Here is a 21,430-nt window from a genome sequence, read left to right on the forward strand (position 1 = left end):
GAATGTGAACTTCCCGAAAGTCTGAAACTTTCGGGAAGTTCACTTCTGAAGTTATATTCCTTTGTAATTTTTCTTTTTCTGTCGTTTCTCTAACTCCTTCACAATCTCGCCGTAGATACGCTCCATAAAGGCTGGATTGGTAGAATAGAATTTATAACTGCGGTTGTACGCCACGGAATCTGTCCCGTATTTCTTAAAAATTTTGCCTTTCAAATACTCCGTAATCACCGTAGAGGAATCGAGCGAAGGCATGTTGAGTCGCCCAATTCTTGCTTCTAACAAGTGAATATCGGTCAAGATTTGTGACATTTTCTCTTCCGAAAGCGTCCCTTCGGGAACTTGAGGTTCGTCTTTGCACCCAGAAAGCAAAGCTCCAAGCAGCAAAAAAGAAAATAAAAGGCGAGGTATCATGGCCGATTTTTGTATTTTTGAACAGTTACAGCGACAAAATTACGAATGATTGAGCAATTTATAACGAAGATTCGCCAGTACGAAATTCGGATTCGCAAAGCGGTCAATGCCGACATGCGAGGCAGTTTCCGTTCGGTTTTTAAGGGGTCTGGTCTGGAATTTACCGACCTTCGCGAATACCAATACGGCGACGACGTTCGGACGATTGACTGGAACGTGTCGGCCAAAGGCCACGGGACGTTTGTAAAAATCTTCCGCGAGGAAAAAGAACAAACCGTGTTTTTCCTGCTCGATGTCAGTGGCTCACAGCAAGTAGGCGACGCCACCCAGTCAAAACTCAATACGGCCAAAGAGATTTGCGGGGTGTTGGCGTTATCGGCGATTCAGGAGGCTAGCCACGTGGGATTGTTGTGTTTTTCTGACCAAAAAGAAAAATACATTCGCCCCTCCAACGGCATGAAACACGGTTATCAGTTCATTACGGAACTTTACAAACTGAAGCCCCAATCGACCAAAACCAATCTTGCCGACGGCATTTTATTTACACTTAACGTACTGAAACGCCGAAGTGTTGTCATTTTCATTTCTGACTTTATTGACACCAACTACGAACACAGCTTGCGTGCCCTTGCTCGTAAACACGATTTGGTGATGATTCACCTGCGCGACCAACGCGAAACTAATTTGCCCCCTTTGGGTATCATCCCGATGCGTGACCCTGAAACTAATAAAACTACGTGGGTGAACACCTCTTCGCCTTGGTTTCGGAAACGGATACGCCACGAGTTTTCACAATTGGGGCAAAAAATGGAACAATTTTCTCGGCAAAACGACATCAATTACGTCGGTATCGATTCCAAGGCGGACTACGTTGGGCCGCTGGTAAAGCTCTTTAAAGTCCGACGACAACGCTAATTTAAACTTGGAAAGTCTATCATTCATCGCCAAACGGGACTTTCCAAGTTACCGAAAAGACGACAACGCTAATTTAAACTTGGAAAGTCTATCATTTATCGTCAAACGAGACTTTCCAAGTTTCCGAAAATAAACTTGGAAAGTCTCTCCTAAATACCACATTAGTTGAAAAAGCTCTTTTTATTTTGTTGGCTAATTGCCTCCCAGCTCCACGCCCAGACGCTTGATTCTCGCCTTTTGGAACAAGTATATGGTTCACCACAGCCTGCCGACGTTCGGTTTGAGAAATTCATTTCTTCTACCACTACGCCCATCGGGCTCGGCCTTCCTGTGGTTTATTTAGCCTCTGGTTTTGCCACCAAAAACAAAACCTTACAACAACACGGCTGGCACGCATTGGGGAGTTTTGTCGTGGCCAGTTCCATTACCCAAATTACCAAACGAATTGTATTGCGAGAACGACCATTCGTTGCTGAACCCCAACGATTTACCGCGCGCATTCCAGAAGAAGACCTCAACTATTCGTTCCCCTCGGGGCACGCTACAACGGCCTTCAACGCCGCTACTACCCTGACTTTACATTACCCAAAATGGTACGTAGCGGTTCCTGCCTACGCTTGGGCCAGTGCCGTGGGGTATTCACGCATGAGATTGGGACTTCACTACCCCAGTGATGTTTTGGCAGGAGCGGTCACAGGAGCTGCAAGTGCGTGGTTGATGTACAAAATCCAACAAAAATGGCTACGTCGGAAAGCAAAATAACGTTCAGATTTGCATTTTTCTAAGTTATGCGCTTACCTTTGCGTTGCTTTTGCGCAAAAGCATATCTCAAAAAGGGGTGCCCCAAAATGACGGGCTGAGATCATACCCTAAAACCTGATCTGGGTAATGCCAGCGGAGGGAAGTTACAATGCGAAAATTTACATCTTGGTTTTTGGCCCTAGCAACGGGAGTGTTGCTTTGCGTGCCTGCACTCGCCCAACTTAGCGTTTCGGGCAAAATCGTTGACGCGGAAGACGGAAAACCTTTGCCAGGAGCTACGGTTCGGGCAGGAAGTTTTAGGGGAACGGTAACAAACGAAAAAGGCGAGTTCTCTCTCAAAGATTTACCTAAAGACACTGATTTATTGGAGGTTTCGTACGTTGGCTATGAAGCTAATTTTATTAAAGTTCAGGACGTTGACAAAGTGATTAAACTGCAACGTAGCACTTTCAACGCAGACGAAGTCGTCATCAGTGCGACTCGTGCCAACGCGAAATCGGCAGTGGCTTTTACAAATGTTGGCAAACTTGAACTCAGCAAACAGAATCTCGGGCAAGACCTGCCTATTTTGCTCAACTTCACGCCGTCGCTTGTCACTACTTCCGACGCAGGTGCGGGAGTTGGCTACACAGGAATGCGCATCAGAGGAACGGATGCAACGCGTATCAACGTGACTATCAACGGAATTCCGTACAATGATGCCGAAAGTCAAGGGACATTTTGGGTCAACATGCCCGACTTTGGCTCGTCGGTAAGTAGCGTACAAATCCAGCGCGGTGTGGGGACATCCACCAACGGGGCTGCCGCTTTTGGGGCCACCGTCAACGTCAATACCAACGAATTTAGAAAAGAAGCCTACGCCGAAATCAACAACTCGGCGGGTTCGTTTAACACCTTCAAGCACACCGTATTGGCAGGAACGGGTCTTATCAACAACCATTTTACGATAGATGCTCGTTTGTCGAAAATCACCTCCGATGGCTTTATCGACCGCGCCAAATCCGACTTGAAATCGTTTTACTTGTCGGGGGCTTATTTTGGTAAAAAGAGTTCTGTCCGTCTCAATGTTTTTTCAGGACGCGAAATCACCTACCAAGCGTGGGAAGGAACACCAGAAGCCCGCCTTAAAGGCGACCGTGAAGGGATTTTGGCCTACATCGACCGCAACGGCCTTAACGACCGCGACGCCCAAAATTTGCTCAATTCCAACAGCCGCACCTACAATTTGTACCTCTACGACAACCAAGTGGACAACTACCAACAAGATCATTATCAGTTGATTTCGTCGCATACGCTTTCTAAAAACTGGACTTTTAACCTCAATGGTTTTATGGTGAAAGGACGCGGTTTTTATGAGCAATTCCGTGACAACGATAAACTGAGCAACTATAAATTACCCAACGTTGTGGTAGGAAGTCAAACCATTAGTCGGAGCGATTTGGTGCGTCGTCGTTGGTTGGACAACTCATTTTACGGAACAACCTTTTCATTGGATTACAACAGTTTCAAAAAGCTTACCGCCAACATCGGTGGAGGCTGGAACCAATACGACGGCAACCACTTTGGGGAGGTTATTTGGGCACGCTACGCCAGTACCAGCGCCATTCGTCAGCGTTACTATGAGAACGTTGGGCTAAAAACGGACTTTAACTTGTACGGAAAAGTATATTACCAACTTACCGACAAACTCAACGTATTTGGCGATGCCCAACTACGCACGATTGGTTACTTTGTAAAAGGAGATGATAACCAACGTCGTCAGCAAAATCACGACGTTAATTACAACTTCTTCAACCCCAAAGCGGGCCTGACATACCAAATATCGGAAAGCAGCACGGCTTTTGCTTCGTTTAGCATTGCCCACCGCGAACCCAACCGCGATGACTTTACGGAATCAACGCAACAAATCCAACCCAAACCTGAGACGTTGCAAGATTTGGAATTAGGCTATCGTTTTCAGAAAGGTCGGGTAGCGGCTTCGATTGGCGGGTACTACATGAATTATAAAAACCAATTGGTGGTTTCGGGACAATTGAACGACGTGGGTAATCCCATCAAAATCAACGTTCCCGAAAGTTACCGCGCTGGGATTGAACTTGAAGCAGGTGCTCAACTTCACAAGCAATGGAAATGGAACCTAAACGCGACATTTAGCCGCAACAAAATCAAGAATTTCACCGAATACGTCATCAACTACGACGACGAAAATGGCGGCTACCAAGTAACGAATCATGGCAACTCAACCATCGCTTTTTCACCCAACGTCGTGGTAGGAAGTCAGTTGGTCTTTACACCTGCTAAAAATTTTGAATTGGCTTTGTTGAGCAAATACGTAGGCAAGCAATACCTCGATAACACCTCTAACGAAACTCGTCGATTAGATGCGTATTTCACCAACGATTTGCGTTTGGTATATCGCATCAAGCCTAAATGGCTCAACGAAATCACGATAAGTGCGTTGGCCAACAACGTTTTAAATGAATTGTACGAATCAAACGGCTACACCTATAGCTACGTCTATGGCGGTCAAACTACCACTGAGAACTTCTACTATCCACTAGCTGGACGCAACTTCTTAGTGAGTTTAGGGTTGAAGTTTTAGGAATGATTTTTATCCTCTTTTCGAAAATTTGAGATTGACGAAAGGGGGATTTTTTTAGTACATTTACTAAAAAAACTGACATGGCAACTCTCCTTATTGAAATAGAAGATAAAAAATTGAAGTTTTTCAAAGAACTTCTTCAGAATCTACCCTTTGTAAAAATGAAAGAAGTTCACCCCGATGAGGATAGCGACGAGCAGGTACTAGAAAACATTCGCGAGGGTATTAAGGAAGTACGAAGCGTGGAGAAAGGGGAAACGAAAAGCCGTCCAGCTCGTCAATTTCTGCAAGAGCTATGAGCTATCAGGTAGAAACGATCAAAAACTTTGAGCGAGAAGCAAAACGCAATTTATGACAAATCAGAACAGTCAGATATTTCAGATGTTGAGTTAGTTAGGTTATTGAATGACGTTCCTTAATCTGAAAAACCACTCTATTACAAAAAAGCCTCAGGACCAAGTCTTGAGGCTTTTTTGGTAATATCCCTTCATCCATTCAACAAAAAACTCCATCTGCCCAAACCTACGCTTCATCGGGAAAGGACTAGAGAGTTCTTTCTGGTGCTGTACCTTTGAATCATCAAAACAGCCAGAAAACACAAACTCGTTAATCATCTAAACTATAAACATCCTTACAACCATGAACACTAACATGACTTCCGCCAATCAAAACAACTACGATGAATTTTTGATGAAAGCTGCTCGCCGTCGGGTAGGTTTCCAGACGCACGCGTTTGTTTACCTTATTGTAAATACGTTTATTTCAGCTCTTTGTTTATTTTCTGACGGTAAGCTTCCTATAGAGCTATGGCTATCGTGGGGATTGGGCTTAGCCGTTCACGGCATCGTTGCCTACTTTTCATTCGACGCCAGAAAAGCGACTGAGCGGGAGTACGAGAAACTGCTTAAAGAGAAGAAAATGGACTAACTAACGTGGGTCGGGTAGTGTGGGCGGGTTGCTCACAACCCGACCCACGAAGCCTGGGGTTGTGAGCAACCACAGGCACATATTTAGCAACCCCGACCACTTATTTTTAAGCTTCTCCTAAGAAAGGATAGCGGTAGTCGATAGGCGACACAAAGGTTTCTTTAATCGTACGAGGCGATACCCAACGCAACAAGTTGAGGATAGAACCTGCTTTGTCGTTGGTGCCTGACGCTCTCGCTCCACCAAACGGCTGCTGTCCTACCACGGCGCCCGTTGGCTTATCGTTGATGTAAAAATTACCCGCAGCATTTACCAATTTCTTGCTGGCTAACTCAATCGCGTAGCGGTCTTGGGCAAAAATAGAACCCGTCAACGCGTACGGCGATGTGGCATCTACCAATGCCAATGTCTCTTCAAATTTCTCTGGCTCATAGACATAAATGGTCAACACGGGGCCAAAGATTTCTTCGCACATGGTCGTGTAGTTCGGGTCAGTGGTTAGAAGTACCGTGGGTTCAACAAAATACCCCTTCGATTTATCACAATTGCCGCCCGCAATGACCGTCACCCGAGGGTCGTTTTTAGCGTTGGCGATGTAAGTGGCAATTTTATCAAACGATTTTTCGTCAATTACGGCATTCACAAAATTGGAGAAATCTTCGGTTCCGCCCATTTTTATCGTGGCAAGGTCTTCCACCATGTAGTTTTTGATGCTTTCCCACAGATTTGAAGGCAAATACGCCCGCGACGCAGCCGAACATTTTTGGCCTTGGTACTCAAACGCTCCACGCACCAATCCTACTGCCACCGCCTTGGCATCAGCCGACGAATGGGCTACCACAAAGTCTTTTCCTCCCGTTTCGCCCACAATTCTTGGAAACGATTTGTAACGCGGGAGGTTATCGCCAATGGTTTTCCAAATGTGCTGAAACACTTTTGTACTTCCCGTAAAGTGGATTCCTGCAAAATCGGGGTGACTAAAAATCACATCGCCCACCACGGGGCCATCCACGTAAATGAGGTTGATGACCCCGTCGGGGATACCTGCTTCTTTGAATACTTTCATCAAAACATTGGCCGCATATACTTGCGTCAAGGCGGGTTTCCACACGCACACGTTGCCCATCAATGCGGCCGACGTAGGTAAGTTTCCAGCAATCGCCGTAAAGTTGAACGGAGTCAACGCAAACACAAAGCCTTCGAGTGGACGGTGTTCTAGGCGATTCCAGATGCCATCCGACGACTGTGGTTGTTCTTTATAAATTTGAGAAGCGTAATAAACGTTAAAGCGAAGAAAATCAATCATTTCGCAGGCCGAATCAATCTCGGCTTGGTACGCATTTTTTGATTGTCCAAGCATGGTTGCCGCGTTGATTTCCGCGCGGTAAGGGCCTGCCAACAAATCTGCCGCTTTTAAGAAAATACTAGCACGGTGTTCCCAGCTCAAGTTGGCCCATTTTTCGCGCGCACCCAAAGCAGCCTCAATCGCCTTTTGCACGTGCGACGCATCACCCAACGAATAATACCCTAAAACGTGCTGGTGGTCGTGAGGGGGAGTTACGGCGTATTTTTCATCCGTCATAATTTCCTCACTTCCAATGTACATCGGAATATCAATTTGCTTGCTCCGTGCATCTGCCAAAGCAGCTTTTAAGGCTGCTTTTTCAGACGAATTGGGCGCATACGACTTTATAGGTTCGTTTTTGGGGGCTGGTACATTAAAAAATCCAGTAGCCATGATTCTATTTGGTTTGAAGTTTTTTATAAAAGTCCATGGTCAATAGTTAATAATTTCCCTACCCTATTAACCATCGACCATGGACTATCAACTACATTTACTTCCACGTAAGTCCCATGTTTTGGAACATAAACGCGTACGTATCGGCAGTAGTTTCAAGCGCTTTTTTGGTGTTACTTGCCCCGTGGCCGCTGTTCACATCCACCCGAATCAATAACGGATTGGTGCTGCTTTTTCCCGCTTTTTCTTGCAATTCGGCGGCGTACTTAAACGAGTGAGCGGGTACTACTCGGTCGTCGTGGTCGGCAGTAGTTACGAGCGTGGCAGGATAATTCACTCCTGTTTTGATGTTGTGCAAAGGTGAATACGCATACAACGCTTTGAATTCTTCGGCATTGTCGCTGCTGCCATAATCGGCAATCCAGTTCCAACCAATGGTAAACTTATGGAAACGGAGCATGTCCATTACTCCCACCGCAGGAAACGCCACTTTGCACAAGTCTGGACGTTGGTTAATCACAGCTCCTACCAGCAAGCCCCCATTGGAGCCCCCTTGAAGCGCCAAACGCGCCGAAGAAGTATATTTTTCTTTGATAAGAAACTCAGCCGCCGCGATGAAATCATCGAATACGTTTTGCTTTTTGAGTTTCATTCCTTGCTTGTGCCACTCTTCACCGTACTCGCTTCCTCCGCGTAAGTTGGCTTGAGCATACACCCCGCCTTGGTCCAAAAACGGCATTCGCGTTGGACTAAATGAGGGCGTCAAGCTAATGTTAAAGCCACCGTAACCGTACAAAACCGTAGGATTAGTACCATCCAATTTTAACCCTTTCTTGTAGGTGATAAACATCGGCACTTTAGTACCGTCTTTGCTGGTATAAAATACTTGTTTGGTTTCGTAGTCAGTAGGTTTGAAACTTACCTCAGGCTCGCGGAATACCGTGCTTTTCTTGGTGGCAATGTCGTAGCGGAAAATCGTAGGAGGATAATTAAACGAAGTGTAGGTATAAAACACAAACTTGTCGTCGTTTTCACCCCCAAAACCACCTGCCGAACCTAAGCCTGGCAACGGAACTTCGTTTTCCAATTGGCCTTTCATGTTATAGACATATACCCGCGTTGTGACATCTTTTGAATACAATGCAAACAACTTACCACCTGCCGTACCAACACCCGTCAATGGTTCAGGTTTTTCGGGCAAAAACGGTTTCCACTTTTTGGTGGCGGTTTCGTAAAGCATTACTTTTTCGTTGGGTGCATTTTCGTTGGTATTAATCAAAAATCCGCCCGCTACGTTGTCAACCACGCTGTAACTAAAATTGGTAATTTCGCTTACAATCGGCGTAAATTCCTTTTGGCCTTTGGCACGATAAAACAACGCATTTCCGTCTTTTCCTTTTCCACGGTCTGAGAGATTTAAGAAGGCAAATTGCTCATCTTCACTCACATACACCCCATGAAAACGCTGTAAATTTACTTTGTCTTCATACACCAATTCATCGGCAGCTTGTGCGGTTCCTACTTTGTGGTAAAACACTTGGTGGTTTTCATTTTTGGCCGCCAAAGCGCTTCCTTCAGGTTTGGGATAACGGCTGTAGTAGAAGCCATCGCCCTGCCAAGAAGCCCCCGATACTTTTACCCATTCAATCTTATCAGAAAGCATTTGGAGGGTTTTCATGTCCATGATTTGGTATTCTTGCCAATCTGAGCCTCCTTTTGAGAAGCCACAAACGGCATAATTTCCATTTTTGGATAAATTAAAAACCGTCAAGCGCGTCGTACCATCGGCTGAAAGCTTGTTGGGATCCATGACCAATTCAGGCGTTCCATTAAGCCCTTTTTGGCGATACAACACCGACTGATTTTGCAAACCGTCGTTTTTGTAGAAATAAAAATACTCGCCTTTTTTGCGGGGAGCCGAATACTTAGGGTAATTATAGGCTTTTTCTAAATCACTGAATATCTTCCCTTTGAACGGAATTTTATTCAAATACGCAAACGTCACCTCGTTTTGGGCTTTGACCCACGCGCCTGTTTCGGCCGAGCGGTCGTCTTCGAGCCAGCGGTAGGCGTCGGCTACTTTAGTTCCGTGGTATTCATCCACGTGATCTACTTTGCGGGTGGTTGGGTATATCATTTGAGCAGAAGCTGTGGCGGACAATAACGCCAAGACTAGAAAGGATTTGGACATGGGTGACTGTTAGGTTTTTAATTAGTGTTGACGAAACGAAAGTGTCGAACAAAAATAGAAAATGTCGCCCGCTTGTTAGCAGACGACATCAAAAAATCTTGCTTTGACAACTTTTTATTTCAATTTATCCGCTACTGCGTCCGAAAAGTAAACGAAAAATGAATGGTGATTTCGTCCTCAACCTTTACAAAGAGCAACGACGGCCGCTCAACCTTAAACTCCGATAGCTTTACGGGAAAAGCTCCCTCTACCCGAATCGTATTTCCTTCAGTGTAGGTTTTTGTCGTGATGCTCATCGGTTTGGTCACGCCATGAAAGTTGAGACTTCCATTGATGATTAAATTCGATTCATTTCGCGAGAGCTGGGCGCTGGTAAAATTGATTTTAGGGTACGTCAGTGCTTCCAGCGCTTCCAAGGCGTGCGAGTCGCGGTTGGTATTTCGACTGTCGAACGCCATTACTTTGGCACTAATGGCGACCGTTTCGAGTTTCGCCTCGTCTTCGTCGTACGTCACCACGCAGTCCACTTCGCGGCATACAGCCTTCCACGAGTGTAATGGATGTTTCCCTTCGTAGCTAATCCATGAGCTAGCTTTATTACTGAATAATTTACGTTTGAGTGTTTTAGGCCCAAAGGCAAAACCCGACAGCACGGCCATAGCTGCCAAGGCATAAAATATGATCTTTTTCATACTAATTTACATGGTTAGGAGAGATACAATAAAACCAATCAGCGGAACTGAAAAACCAGAATACTGGCTGTGAAAGCTCCCACGGTAGTGTAGGCCACCGCGCGGTGATAGGGTTTTAGCTCAGGATTTTTGGAAATTTGGTGGCCTAGAACGTTGGTACCTATCATGCCCAATAAATGCACCATGGCCAACATTCGATGCACTTTGGCGCTACTAAACCCTTTTCGATGGACGATAGCCGAAGGAGCAGTAAGCGCCATCGTTGCCGTGAGAGTATAACCAATATTCACGCCTTTGGCAAGGGCGCGGTGGGTAGCGCGGAGGTCGTCACTGTAGTTTTTGTACATTTTTCCTCCTACCACTCCTTGTGCCACCATCCCCGCAAAGGTCAGTAAACCCGCCGCTTGGTGGATATTAAACATAGTCCGTCGGATTTTAAATTCTTGCTGGCGATTTTGGCGGTTGAGCGGCATCCAGTGGCGCATCAAACCATGATGTCCCCAAAGCATTTTTTGGGTGAAAATCATTTTTTGCGGAAGTAGAACGGGAGATTGTAAGCTGTCTTTGATGTCCACCAACAGCGTGTCGGTCAGACTTAGTTGGGCGTAGGCGCTGCTTGTCAGGCACAGCAGTGCCAGAAGTAACACTTTTCTCATAAGTTTTCAATTAAGTAGGGTAGTAAAATATATGTAGCTACATCTACGTAAAAGAGAGCGTTGTGGATGCGTCAATACAAAAAAAGCCGCACTTTCAGTGCGGCTTAACGAATGTTTCTTTCAAATCCTAAGGAGATACCAAGGCGTAGTTGTTGATTGTTCCGCCCGTTTTTTGGCTGGCAGTCGTGCGAGTAAGTACCAATTCTGTTTCAGAAGCAGAATTAATCGTAAACTGAATCGTGCCCGAAGTCCCTGTAGGTTGAGGTGTCAAACTTTTAAGTGTCAGGGTATTTCCAGCTGCGCTTTCTTGTACTTCCCACTGACCTGTAAAAGTATTTCCGTCAAATTCTTTGTAAGTCGCTGCCGTTGGGCTGCTCAAATCCAAGCGGAAGTTGACATAGCCTGCTTTCGCATTACTAGCTCCTCCTTTGGTATAAACTGTCGTAGAACCTTCTTTTACGGTCTGAGCGCTCCACACTCTTCCGATGATTTCACTAAGGGGTTTGGCACCAGGTTTACACCCCGACATCAGGAAAATTCCTACCACTACAGCTCCTACGAATGTACAAATGCGTGTCATGTTTTCTTTGCTATGTGTTAAAACAACATTGTCTTTCTACCTCAATACATACAAAACCTAAGCCAAAGCTTAAATATTGCGCTCGAATATCAGTTTTTTTTGAAAAATCTGCAAGTTTTTGCGGTAAAAGCTACGTTTAACCGCCTATTTTGAACGTCAGACGGTAGTCAGACGTCGTTGGTTCGACTAGTAGTCGCTCTTTATTTTCGGTTTCGGTCTGACTATCGTCTGACCTATTTGCAACGTCAGACGGTAGTCAGACGTCGTTGGTTCAGCTATTGGTCGCTCTTCATTTTCGGTTTCGGTCTGACTACCGTCTGACCTATTTGCAACGTCAGACGGTAGTCAGACGTCATTGGTTCGGCTATTGGTCGCTCTTCATTTTCGGTTTCGGTCTGACTACCGTCTGACCTATTTACAACGTCAGACGGTAGTCAGACGTCGTTGGTTCGGCTATTGGTCGCTCTTTATTTTCGGTTTCGGTCTGACTATCGTCTGACCTATTTGCAACGTCAGACGGTAGTCAGACGTCGTTGGTTCGACTAGTAGTCGCTTTTTATTTTCAGTTTCGGTCTGACTATCGTCTGACCTGGGTTTCAATAAAGACGTAAACCACAGCGCTAGGGTTGTAATCTATTCAAAAAATAAATTACGGTATTCTCAGCGACTGCCAGCTCACCATTTGCCACCCCGCTTTGTTTTTTACATACACGTCCGTAAATCGAAAGCGTGTGTTGAGCTGTTGGCCATTGCTCAGCACTTTTGCCGCACACATACCCGTGATAACAGCCGTCTTACCATAAACACGCACCTTCAAATCTTCAGGTACCATTTCTTGATAGGTAAGTTTTCCGTCTTTGATGGATTGTACAAACGACGTTTTGGTATCAATCAGCCCATTAGAGTGACAATAATATAAATCTTCGGCGAGTACTTTGTCGAGATAAGCGTAGTCTTTGCTTACCAGCGCAGCAAAACGATCTTTTTCAATGGTAGCAACGGCAGTTTCGGTCGAAGTTTGCGACCAAACCACGTAGCTTTTACATACCCAAAGCGTCAGTAGGGCTGCAATTAGGGTAAAACGAGAGATGGTTTTCATAAGAGATGGTTTATAAATTTTTCTTTTTTAATTCTGCAACGGCATGATTTGCGGCTCGCGCCGTGAAGGCCATAAACGTCAACGAGGGATTTTGCGTACTAATCGAAGTCATCGCAGCACCGTCGGTCACAAACACGTTTTTGCAAGCATGAAGCTGATTCCACTTGTTCACGAGTGACGTCTTGGGATCGGCGCCCATTCGGATACCGCCCATTTCGTGAATATCTAATCCAGGCGACTGTTTGGTATCAATCGTCCGAATGTTTTTGCAACCTGCTTTGGTTAGCATTTCAACGTTGGTTTCCCAAAAATGTTTCAGTATTTTCTCATCGTTATCATCGTAGCCAATCGACGTAATTAACTGCGGAATACCGTATTTATCTTTTTTATCTTGGCTCAAACGCACGTGGTTTTCGTACTTGGGAATGGTTTCGGCCTGAATCTGCACAGACAAATGCCAAGGGCCAGGTTTTGCATTGGCCTCTTTCCAAGCTACCCCAAAACCCTCTTCGCCAGCAGCGCTTCCCCAGCCACCTCTTGCTGCACTCATCGCTACCAAGTAACCCCGCAAAAAGTCGGTTTCTTGTTTGTGCACATTCTGATACCTCGGCATAAAACCCGACGTGGGTCGGCGACCGAAATAGTATTTATCTTCAAAACCGTCGATGTCGGCATACACATGGCCTCGGTAATTATGAAAAGCTACATGGTGCCCCAACATACCGTTGTCGTTGCCAAGTCCATTGGAAAAACGATTTGAGGTAGAATTCAACAAGATTTGATTTGAGGCCAAACACGACGCATTTAGAAAAATAATTTTTGCGTAATACTCAATGGTTTCGAGCGTGTTAGCATCTACAATCCTCACCCCTTTTGCCTTTCCTGCTTTTTCATCATAAATAATAGAATGCACGACCGAATGCGGACGAATGGTCAGTTTCCCCGTTTTGCGAGCAGCAGGCAACGTGGCCGACTGCGAACTAAAATACGCCCCAAACGGACAGCCACGGTAGCACAAATGCCGCGCTTGGCACTGCCCCCGCCCCAAGGCCGTATGCCAAGGTTGCGGTTTGGTCAAATGCGCACATCGACCGATGATCAAATGACGGTCGGTATAATGTTTTTTGAACGACTGCTGCAGGTGTTTCTCTACGCAATTGAGCTCCCACGGAGGCAAAAACTCGCCGTCGGGCAACCCTTCTAACCCATCTTTATTTCCTGAAATTCCCGCAAAACGCTCTACGTAGCTGTACCAAGGCGCGAGCTCGTCGTAAGTGACAGGCCAGGGCACCGCAAAGCCGTCGCGAGCGGGGCCTTCAAAATCGTATTTAGCCCAGCGCTGCACCTGCCGCGCCCACAGCAGCGACTTGCCTCCTACCTGATACGCCCGAATCCAATCAAACGGTTTTTCTTGGATGTAAGGTTGTTCGTCATCTTTGGTAAAAAACTGTTGCGTAGCTTCATCTAGTGCATAACAGCGGCTTACAATCGGATTTTTTTCTCGAAACGACGGAGGCAGTCGATTGTGATGCGGCAACTCCCACGGGTTTTTCATGGCCGTGGGATAATCGGTCACGTGATCAACGTTGCGCCCTCGGTCGAGCACCAACGTACGCAACCCCTTTTCGCACAATTCTTTGGCCGCCCAGCCCCCCGAAATGCCCGACCCAATCACAATGGCATCGTACTGATTTGCCTGCTTGGCATCAATGTTGAAGTACATAATGTATTTTAAAAAACCGTTTTACTGTTCCTCTTTGTTTGCCAAATGTGCATAATCGTTGACTACTGTCAGCAAAAATGTACGGTATTCTAACGGAGACGTTATTTCCAAAACTTCGGCTACTTTTTCAGCAGTCCGTTCCAACAATTCATCGTTTGATGTACGCAACACCTGACGAATGGTTTCGATGTCGGTATCTTTGAGTTGGTTGGCAGTGGTATAGGTCACCAAGTAGTCGTCAGGAAGGTCTTGGTACACCACCTGACTAAGGGTAACGCGCTTGGTGGTTTTGACGACGGTTGTCCCCGCCGCAATGTCCCCAATTCGTTGTCCTTTTCCGTTGGCTGCAATCGTAATAATGGCCACCAATGGCGTCAAGATTTCGGTATCGACCAATATCAACAACCATCGCAAGAGATACGCCCCCAACGTGGGAGGGCTTCCATCAAGCAACACGACCCTGATTCGCATGGCGCGTTTACCGAGGGTTTGACCATTCAAAAAATATTCTGTTAAAATGGGGTACAACATGATTGGCAAAACAACGATTACAATCATCACAAACGTACTTGTGCCGCTCCCCCTGCCTATTGCACCGTAGGCGACTATCCAAGCAATCACCCAACCAATGTAAATAAGGCGGTCGATAAGGTTGGCAGCGATACGTTCACCAATGCTCGCAGGCTCATACTCTAAATCGACATTTTGGGAGGTTTGGATTCTGACAGACATATTTTTATAAAGAGTGTGTAAACAATTAGCGAATGAGTGAGGAGTTTTTCCTAACTTTTGCGCAAAATAGAAAAATCAGGCAGTTAGTTACTACTTCATTTGCGCATTTTTCATGAAAGAAGCCGTATTTGTAAAACGTAATACCGAAAAGTGGCAAGCGTACGAATCGACGCCCACCCACGACCCCGACCAACTCACCGAACGGTTTATCGAACTGACCGACGACCTTTCGTACGCTCGGACGTTTTACCCCAAGGCAAACGTAACGCGTTACCTCAACGGTATCACGGCCCAGTTTCACCAAAAACTTTATTCCAACCGCCGCGAAGACCGCAACCGTGTTGCTCGTTTTTGGCGCGAAGAGCTGCCACTGCTCATGTACGAATCGCGGTTTAAGCTCTTGTATTCGTTTGTGTTTTTCATGGGTGCTTGCGTGTTGGGTTGGGTGTCGGCGGCCAACGATGACACCTTCGTTCGGCTTATTTTGGGCGATGCTTACGTCAATCAAACCCTCGAAAACATCAACAATGGTGACCCATTGGCCATTTATGGCCATACGGGCCAAGTGAGTATGTTTTTACAAATTACGTTTAACAACATTCGGGTTTCCTTCGTAGCTTTTGTATTAGGCATTGTTTACTCGTTTGGTACCATTGTCATTTTGTTCAAAAATGGGGTCATGCTTGGTGCTTTTCAGTTCTTTTTCTTTGAACGTGGGCTACTGCTTACCTCCGTACTAAAAATTTGGATTCACGGGACACTCGAAATCTCGGCCATTGTAATTGCAGGAGCGGCAGGCTTGGTGATGGGTCACAGTTTGTTGTTTCCACGCACCTACAGCCGACTCGAATCTTTCAAGCAAGGTGCAAAAAAAGGGGTAAAAATCGTCATTGGTCTGGTACCTATTTTTGTCACCGCAGGCTTTCTCGAAAGTTTTGTCACACGCCTCACCTTGCCCGCTTTTGTTAGCGGAAGCATTATTTTAGTTTCGGCCGTATTTATTGTTTGGTATTTTGTAATTTATCCTCGACAACTCTCTCAGCACAAATGAAACCACCTGTTATCCTTCTCCAACAACGCGATTTTGGACAAAAAATCAACGCAACGTTCGACTTTGTTATTCAAAACTTCAAACCATTGGCCATTAGCCTTTTATACATCGCAGGCCCTCTTTCGCTGGTGGGTGGTTTTTTTATGGGCTCTTACCAATCGGGTATCTTAGAAATGCAAAAAAGCGTACTCGAAAGTGGCTCTTCTTCTTTTGATGGTATCTATCAAATGGTAGGAACCGTGTTTTTGTTGAGCTTCTTTTTGATTTTGGCCAACATTATTTCATCTCTCGTCATTGGGGCTTATTTTTTGGAATACGAAGCTGGAAATCGAAACATCACACCCGAAATCGTCTGGAATCGTTTGAAAGGCTATATCGGCAAAGCGCTCATTTTCAACTTTGTGATGGGTATCGCCGTTGTAGCGGGCATCGTGTTTTTCTTACTTCCTGGCATTTATCTGGGCGTTACGCTTTCGCTCATGACCATGATATTGATGCGCGAAAACCTCGATTTGGGTGATACTTTCCGTCGCTGTTTTTACCTCATCAAAGATAAATGGTGGTCCACGTTTGGACTTCTCTTTGTGATGGGCATTGTGTCATCCATCATTGGATACGCTTTCCAAATTCCGACTCTTATCCTGACAATCATGAGTTCGTTGCAGGTTAAGTTGGCAAACACCGAAGTATTGATGACCATTAGCGGGGTCATTGCCACCGTTGGAGGTGGACTGGTACGATCATTGGTACTAATCGCCATCGTATTTCAATACTACAATTTAGTCGAGCGCCGCGAAGGCTCAGGCATCCTCGACGCCATCGACAATATCGGCAAAACAGACACTCCCCGCACCGATTTACGCGAAGAAGAGTTTTAAATGCTTGTGCAGAGTTAATTGTTATCTGTTATCTGTTAACCGCGAAATACCACTGGCAACAAAAAGCACCCTAAAACTAGTTAGCAAAGGGCAAGTTTGCCAGTATAAGCAAGCTTGCCTTTTGCCCCATACAAACTTGCTTATTGCACACTTGCCCCTTGCCAATTTCACTTATCGTCTAGTGCTTGATAAATCATTAAATCAAACTTGCGGTCGAGTTCCCCGCCCATGCTGGTAGGCCACATTTGCTTCATTAATACGGCACAAATTTTCTCTTTGGGATCGGCAAAATAATGCGTACTGAAGGCCCCGCCCCAGCTAAATGTGCCGACGCTGCTGTAAATATCGTTGGCGCGCCCTGCTTCATTAATCACACTGAAACCTAAGCTGAAATAATTACGAGGGTCGGGAAATAGCGTACCACTTTGGTTGGTATTGGTGAATAGTTCTACTCCTCGGCGACTCAATAAGCGCTTGCCGTTATAAGTGCCTCCATTGAGTAGCATTTGCAAGAAAACCGCGTAGTCATAAGCCGTGCTGGTCAACCCGCCTCCGCCTGAAAAATACGACTTAGCTCCTTTGATGGGGTAGTCGGGGTCGCTTCCAAGGTTATCGAGGGAGCCTTTAACAAGGGTTTTCTCTTTGGTTTCGGAATAAATCGGAACCAAGCGGTCTTTTTTGGCATCGGGCAAATAAAAATGCGTGTCTTTCATGCCCAATGGTTCAAAAATGTGCTTTTGAAAATACTGTTCTAGCGTTTCTCCAGAAACCACTTCTACCAAGTACCCCAACACGTCGGAGCTGAGGCCGTACGTCCATTTTTCACCTGGCTGATGCGTGAGAGGTAGCTTGGCTAATTTTTTGATGTTTTCGCCAATGGTCAGTTTTTTAGTCGTAAAGGCATCCACAATTCCCGCCTTTGAATACACGGCCTTGATGCGGTCGTCGCTCCCGATGGCGTTGTAATTAATCCCCGACATGTGCGACAATAAATGCCGAACCGAAATTTCGCGTTTGGCAGGAACAGTCGTGAAGGTGCTGTCTTTGGGGTTAAATTGATCCATAACGACGGGCTTAGCAAACTCAGGAATGTACTTGCTGATGGGGTCGTCGAGCATGATTTTGCCTTCTTCGTGGAGCATCATCACCGCCAGCGACGTGATGGCCTTGGTCATGGACGCGATGCGGTACATGGCATCTTTGCTCAAAGGCTTGTTGGCATCGAGGTCAGCTTTCCCAAAGGCTTTGTGGTAAACGATTTTTCCGTCTCTAACCACAATCGCTGCCACGCCAGGAAATGCTCCTTTGTCGATGTATGACTGCAAAACGCCATCGATACGATTGAGACGTTCGCTGTACATCCCAACGGTTTCAGGGGCAGCGGCAGTCAGTAAAGGGGGTTTTTGTTGGGTGCCTGTTTGGGCAAATACCGTTACGGTCGTCAACGCCACAAACGCCGACGTCCGAAAAAAAGTCAGAAGGTTCATATGATTGGTTAAGGTTTGATAGTCAGTAAAGTTATACAGCTATTAAGTCATTTGCAAACTCCTTAAAGGACTTAATTTGGTATTGGTTTTGCACCAAACGATTAAGGGCTCGGTAGGTAGGTGAAGACAAGTTTTTGAAGATGTCTGCCAGTTGCTCCGTAGAACGTACATCGTTTTGAGGAGCGAGTTCAATTAAATGTCGGTCGTTTTGGTATTGGTGAATAAAACCATACAAACTCAAGCCGTCGGTGGAGGTATAGCCAAAGTCGAGCATAAACGAAGGTGTATCGGTAAAACAAGCCTCCAAGCCCATGGTGGTTCCCATGTGAAAAAAGGCATCGGCATTAGCGATTTTCTCAAATTTCTCCAAAATATGACTGTCTTTGACCGACAAATCCAACGTTCGGAACCCATCGTCCATCACCACGTTGGGCAGGCTGCGCAGCGGTGCGTATAATTCCCAATTGCCCTGCACAGGATACGGCCGAACCACCAGCTTCAAATCAGGGCGAGCTTGTTGCAGGGTTTCGGCCACTTGTTTGACCACACTCACTTCGTCCCGAACAAGGTCCACGACGCCAATCGCACAGCCGACATAGACATAAGGAAAATCGTACGTACGGGGCAACTGAGCCGCTACCTGGCGGTATTCGTCAATGTAGGCAAACTGACTGGCTCCTACCACGCTTGCCCGCGAGGACGATACGTGTTGTAGATGAATCAAATCTTCGCGGATGCGCTCGTTCCAACACACGTAGGTCGCGCGCGACGAAAAACAGGTATGTTTACAGGCGTGGTCCCAGCTATAGACATAGACCTTCACAGGGTGGTTTTCGTGAACCAAACGCGCCATCAAAAAATCGTCGGCAATGGCCGTAAAACACACAAATTGGTCGATGCCCGTGAGGTCGGTTTGGGCTCGGTACTGAAGTCGGTTCAAGTAAAAATCGTAGGAAATGATTTTGGGCAACCGACGTACCCACGCCAAAATTTGGTGGTTTTTTTTCAGCACAGCAGCGTCCGTAGCAAGCGATGCTTTAAAAAGCTCCATCAAAAAGAAATTGTGACGGCTTTCGGGGATTTGTCGAAAAAGGATGTAGAGTTTTATCCAAAGGCTATTCCACCAGCCTCCCTTTTTTTCATTGATAAGTCGAAACTTCACGCCCGCAGGCAAGTGACGTAAAATCTCCTCTTTGTTCTCAGGACGACCAAAGATGGTAACTTCGTGTTGTTGGGCAACTTCCGTAATAACTCGCCGCACATCGTTGCGGAAATCAAAAAAAGAAACGACAAATCCGATTTTCATGGGTAATGTTGGTGATACGGACCTCCAGTCCGTAAATATCACCGCAATAAAAGTATAAATTACTCATACCCCCAAACACCTTCCATCAAGAAAAATTTGGCACATTATTACTGTTGTGTTAGTTTTACATTCAAACAGTCATCAAACGTATGAAAAAAATAGCCTTCGCCTTCCTATGCTTCGTAAACCTAGCAGCCAACGCCCAAACCATCTTTCAGGCCCAAGAAGTCGATAAAGCCGCTACTCCGCAAGGGGGTATCCCATTGTTTCAAGAATACATCAAGGCCAATTTACAAGTGCCATTTGCCACGCGCGCAGCGGGGATAAAAGGACGCGTATTTCTGAGCGGGGTAATAGAACCCGACGGAAGTGTGTCGGAGTTAAAAGTGACTAGAGGACTTCAGCCCCAAGCCGATCAAGAAGCATTGCGGGTAGTGGGTCTGTACCGCGCGTGGCAGCCAGCTGTCAAAGACAGTAAACCCGTACGACAAGCGTTTAATTACTCGGTCGTTTTTCCCGATAACCCTATCACCAATTACGACAGCACTTCGCACAGCTTGGTTGATTATTTCAACGACAAATTTCAATATACCCAAGAACCAAAGGAATACCACTTCCGCCGCTTGATTCCTGTCGATAACAACGGGGTAGTAGCTGCGGACGTAGTTTTTGAAGAATTCAAGAAAAAAGAGTGGAAACCGTATATGTCGGCAACGTATTCCAAAAAGCCGATGATGTACAAAGTTGAAAACGGAAATAAGATTGATTCGTTGCCTGCGTACCGTATCACCGCTCGCGACCAAAACTGGAATTCGTACGTGCCCGAAATGATAGTTCAAACCAATGGGCAGTTGCTTTCGACAACAGAGTTCCAAGGGGGAGGTTTTCAAGAAGTAAGTCATGTACACTATTACCCCAGCGGAATATTGAAAGAACAACTAATGGCGGATGGCGCTAACCAAATGTTGGTACTCTGGTATGACAATGGCCAAATTGCGGAAGTGATTCAACGCGAACGTCCTCAAGCAATGACGCAAACGGAAGAACGAATCGTGGGCCTCTGGGCAAGAACAGGACAGCAACACGTCAAAGATGGCAACGGCTGGGCGGTAAAACAAGAGAACGAAGCGACGAGTCAGGGGCAGTTAGTCAATGGCAAAAAAGAAGGAAGATGGGTTTCAAAACTGGCCGATAGTACGCTATACATTGACGAATTTTACTCTGCAGGAGTGTTGACCAAAGGCACAATTTATGACAAAGGCGAGGTACGAACATACACGGAAGCTCGCAAAAATCCTCAATTTAAAGGAGGGGTTCCTGCTTTGGGTCAGTTTTTATCCCAAAACCTACGCTACCCCGCAGAAGCGTCTCGTAGAAATGTCTCGGGAAAAGTATATCTAACGTTTGTCGTTTGTGAAGATGGTTCTTTGTGTGATTACGAAATACTAAAAGGCATCGGAAGCGGCTGCGACGAAGAAGCGCTACGGATAGTGAAAGAAATGAGTGGTAAATGGGAACCAGGCGTGTATCGTGGCAAAAAAGTACGGGTCCAGTATAATTTGCCCATATCCTTCATGTTACGATAAGTAATAGCCCATTTGCAGTTACCATTGCTCAGTAAATAATTGCATTATTTTACCCTCCGAAAAAGGATTTCATGAAGCCATTAATCAGCGAACA

Annotated in this window: 19 protein-coding genes and 1 riboswitch; of the genes, 8 read left to right on the plus strand and 11 right to left on the minus strand. The window is 45.9% G+C overall.

From position 1 onward, the window contains the following. Nucleotides 1-51 precede the first annotated feature (51 nt). A complete protein-coding gene (locus tag FHS57_RS12800) occupies nt 52-411 on the minus strand; it encodes a DUF4296 domain-containing protein (RefSeq protein WP_183974212.1) in 360 nt (119 codons plus the stop codon). A 45-nt stretch (nt 412-456) separates the two neighbouring features. On the opposite strand from FHS57_RS12800, the gene FHS57_RS12805 reads away from it, so the two are divergent. From FHS57_RS12805 to FHS57_RS12825, 5 genes are all read left to right on the plus strand, one after another. Further along, nucleotides 457-1,326, plus strand: coding sequence for a DUF58 domain-containing protein (locus FHS57_RS12805; protein WP_183974214.1), 870 nt, complete (start codon nt 457-459; stop codon nt 1,324-1,326). 165 nt (nt 1,327-1,491) lie between these two features. Then, nucleotides 1,492-2,088, plus strand: a complete 597-nt coding sequence (locus FHS57_RS12810) for a phosphatase PAP2 family protein (protein WP_183974215.1) — start codon at nt 1,492-1,494, stop codon at nt 2,086-2,088. 62 nt (nt 2,089-2,150) lie between these two features. Then, a riboswitch (TPP riboswitch) is annotated at nt 2,151-2,246 on the plus strand. Further along, nucleotides 2,237-4,690, plus strand: coding sequence for a TonB-dependent receptor (locus FHS57_RS12815; RefSeq protein WP_183974216.1), 2,454 nt, complete (start codon nt 2,237-2,239; stop codon nt 4,688-4,690). It overlaps the preceding riboswitch by 10 nt. A gap of 80 nt (nt 4,691-4,770) precedes the next feature. After that, nucleotides 4,771-4,989 (plus strand): hypothetical protein, encoded by a 219-nt coding sequence (locus FHS57_RS12820; protein ID WP_183974217.1) that lies wholly within the window; start codon nt 4,771-4,773, stop codon nt 4,987-4,989. A gap of 340 nt (nt 4,990-5,329) precedes the next feature. Next, complete coding sequence (locus FHS57_RS12825; RefSeq protein ID WP_183974218.1) at nt 5,330-5,617, plus strand: 2TM domain-containing protein; 288 nt, start codon at nt 5,330-5,332, stop codon at nt 5,615-5,617. A gap of 106 nt (nt 5,618-5,723) precedes the next feature. On the opposite strand, the gene pruA is transcribed toward FHS57_RS12825, so the two are convergent. The 8 genes from pruA to FHS57_RS12865 form a co-directional block, all read right to left on the minus strand. Beyond that, nucleotides 5,724-7,355, minus strand: coding sequence for an L-glutamate gamma-semialdehyde dehydrogenase (gene pruA, locus FHS57_RS12830; protein ID WP_183974219.1), 1,632 nt, complete (start codon nt 7,353-7,355; stop codon nt 5,724-5,726). Between the two features lie 97 nt (nt 7,356-7,452). Next, nucleotides 7,453-9,546, minus strand: a complete 2,094-nt coding sequence (locus tag FHS57_RS12835) for a prolyl oligopeptidase family serine peptidase (RefSeq protein WP_183974220.1) — start codon at nt 9,544-9,546, stop codon at nt 7,453-7,455. A gap of 131 nt (nt 9,547-9,677) precedes the next feature. Next, entirely contained in the window at nt 9,678-10,238 is a 561-nt protein-coding gene (locus tag FHS57_RS12840) for a YceI family protein (RefSeq protein WP_183974222.1), read from the minus strand. A 38-nt stretch (nt 10,239-10,276) separates the two neighbouring features. Continuing rightward, entirely contained in the window at nt 10,277-10,894 is a 618-nt protein-coding gene (locus FHS57_RS12845; RefSeq protein WP_183974224.1) for a hypothetical protein, read from the minus strand. Nucleotides 10,895-11,021: 127 nt separating this feature from the next. Next, nucleotides 11,022-11,474 (minus strand): hypothetical protein, encoded by a 453-nt coding sequence (locus FHS57_RS12850; RefSeq protein ID WP_183974226.1) that lies wholly within the window; start codon nt 11,472-11,474, stop codon nt 11,022-11,024. Between the two features lie 649 nt (nt 11,475-12,123). After that, a complete protein-coding gene (locus tag FHS57_RS12855) occupies nt 12,124-12,573 on the minus strand; it encodes a nuclear transport factor 2 family protein (RefSeq protein ID WP_183974228.1) in 450 nt (149 codons plus the stop codon). A 10-nt stretch (nt 12,574-12,583) separates the two neighbouring features. Beyond that, nucleotides 12,584-14,296 (minus strand): GMC oxidoreductase, encoded by a 1,713-nt coding sequence (locus tag FHS57_RS12860; RefSeq protein ID WP_183974230.1) that lies wholly within the window; start codon nt 14,294-14,296, stop codon nt 12,584-12,586. Between the two features lie 21 nt (nt 14,297-14,317). Continuing rightward, nucleotides 14,318-15,028 carry an RDD family protein gene (locus tag FHS57_RS12865; RefSeq protein ID WP_183974232.1) on the minus strand — a complete coding sequence of 237 codons (711 nt, stop codon included), beginning with the start codon at nt 15,026-15,028 and terminating at the stop codon, nt 14,318-14,320. Between the two features lie 112 nt (nt 15,029-15,140). Here FHS57_RS12865 and FHS57_RS12870 point away from each other — a divergent pair, with 112 nt between their 5' ends. Together FHS57_RS12870 and FHS57_RS12875 are read left to right on the plus strand one after the other, a co-directional pair. Then, the gene (locus tag FHS57_RS12870) at nt 15,141-16,079 is read left to right on the plus strand and encodes a stage II sporulation protein M (protein ID WP_183974234.1); all 939 of its coding nucleotides are present in this window, start codon (nt 15,141-15,143) and stop codon (nt 16,077-16,079) included. After that, a complete protein-coding gene (locus FHS57_RS12875; RefSeq protein WP_183974236.1) occupies nt 16,076-16,957 on the plus strand; it encodes a hypothetical protein in 882 nt (293 codons plus the stop codon). Before FHS57_RS12870 ends, FHS57_RS12875 begins: the two co-directional genes overlap by 4 nt. A 167-nt stretch (nt 16,958-17,124) precedes the next feature. Here FHS57_RS12875 and FHS57_RS12880 read toward each other — a convergent pair whose 3' ends face one another. After that, nucleotides 17,125-18,444 (minus strand): serine hydrolase domain-containing protein, encoded by a 1,320-nt coding sequence (locus tag FHS57_RS12880; protein ID WP_183974238.1) that lies wholly within the window; start codon nt 18,442-18,444, stop codon nt 17,125-17,127. A 31-nt stretch (nt 18,445-18,475) separates the two neighbouring features. Beyond that, nucleotides 18,476-19,750: a hypothetical protein gene (locus FHS57_RS12885; RefSeq protein ID WP_183974240.1), complete on the minus strand. Its 1,275-nt coding sequence runs from the start codon at nt 19,748-19,750 to the stop codon at nt 18,476-18,478. A 149-nt stretch (nt 19,751-19,899) separates the two neighbouring features. On the opposite strand from FHS57_RS12885, the gene FHS57_RS12890 reads away from it, so the two are divergent. Then, nucleotides 19,900-21,336 carry an energy transducer TonB gene (locus FHS57_RS12890; protein WP_183974242.1) on the plus strand — a complete coding sequence of 479 codons (1,437 nt, stop codon included), beginning with the start codon at nt 19,900-19,902 and terminating at the stop codon, nt 21,334-21,336. The last annotated feature ends 94 nt before the right edge of the window (nt 21,337-21,430 follow it).

The organism is Runella defluvii, assembly GCF_014195535.1.
GTDB classification, from domain to species: Bacteria; Bacteroidota; Bacteroidia; order Cytophagales; family Spirosomataceae; genus Runella; species Runella defluvii.

Excerpts from the sequence above, each read along its gene's own strand:
- FHS57_RS12845 (WP_183974224.1), bottom strand. The coding sequence starts at position 10,894 with ATGAGAAAAGTGTTACTTCTGGCACTGCTGTGCCTGACAAGCAGCGCC.
- FHS57_RS12825 (WP_183974218.1), top strand. The coding sequence starts at position 5,330 with ATGAACACTAACATGACTTCCGCCAATCAAAACAACTACGATGAATTT.
- FHS57_RS12885 (WP_183974240.1), bottom strand. The coding sequence starts at position 19,750 with ATGAAAATCGGATTTGTCGTTTCTTTTTTTGATTTCCGCAACGATGTG.
- FHS57_RS12860 (WP_183974230.1), bottom strand. The coding sequence starts at position 14,296 with ATGTACTTCAACATTGATGCCAAGCAGGCAAATCAGTACGATGCCATT.
- FHS57_RS12870 (WP_183974234.1), top strand. The coding sequence starts at position 15,141 with ATGAAAGAAGCCGTATTTGTAAAACGTAATACCGAAAAGTGGCAAGCG.
- FHS57_RS12880 (WP_183974238.1), bottom strand. The coding sequence starts at position 18,444 with ATGAACCTTCTGACTTTTTTTCGGACGTCGGCGTTTGTGGCGTTGACG.
- FHS57_RS12815 (WP_183974216.1), top strand. The coding sequence starts at position 2,237 with ATGCGAAAATTTACATCTTGGTTTTTGGCCCTAGCAACGGGAGTGTTG.
- FHS57_RS12820 (WP_183974217.1), top strand. The coding sequence starts at position 4,771 with ATGGCAACTCTCCTTATTGAAATAGAAGATAAAAAATTGAAGTTTTTC.
- FHS57_RS12835 (WP_183974220.1), bottom strand. The coding sequence starts at position 9,546 with ATGTCCAAATCCTTTCTAGTCTTGGCGTTATTGTCCGCCACAGCTTCT.
- FHS57_RS12800 (WP_183974212.1), bottom strand. The coding sequence starts at position 411 with ATGATACCTCGCCTTTTATTTTCTTTTTTGCTGCTTGGAGCTTTGCTT.
- FHS57_RS12805 (WP_183974214.1), top strand. The coding sequence starts at position 457 with ATGATTGAGCAATTTATAACGAAGATTCGCCAGTACGAAATTCGGATT.
- FHS57_RS12840 (WP_183974222.1), bottom strand. The coding sequence starts at position 10,238 with ATGAAAAAGATCATATTTTATGCCTTGGCAGCTATGGCCGTGCTGTCG.
- FHS57_RS12875 (WP_183974236.1), top strand. The coding sequence starts at position 16,076 with ATGAAACCACCTGTTATCCTTCTCCAACAACGCGATTTTGGACAAAAA.
- FHS57_RS12850 (WP_183974226.1), bottom strand. The coding sequence starts at position 11,474 with ATGACACGCATTTGTACATTCGTAGGAGCTGTAGTGGTAGGAATTTTC.
- FHS57_RS12865 (WP_183974232.1), bottom strand. The coding sequence starts at position 15,028 with ATGTCTGTCAGAATCCAAACCTCCCAAAATGTCGATTTAGAGTATGAG.
- pruA (WP_183974219.1), bottom strand. The coding sequence starts at position 7,355 with ATGGCTACTGGATTTTTTAATGTACCAGCCCCCAAAAACGAACCTATA.
- FHS57_RS12855 (WP_183974228.1), bottom strand. The coding sequence starts at position 12,573 with ATGAAAACCATCTCTCGTTTTACCCTAATTGCAGCCCTACTGACGCTT.
- FHS57_RS12890 (WP_183974242.1), top strand. The coding sequence starts at position 19,900 with ATGAAAAAAATAGCCTTCGCCTTCCTATGCTTCGTAAACCTAGCAGCC.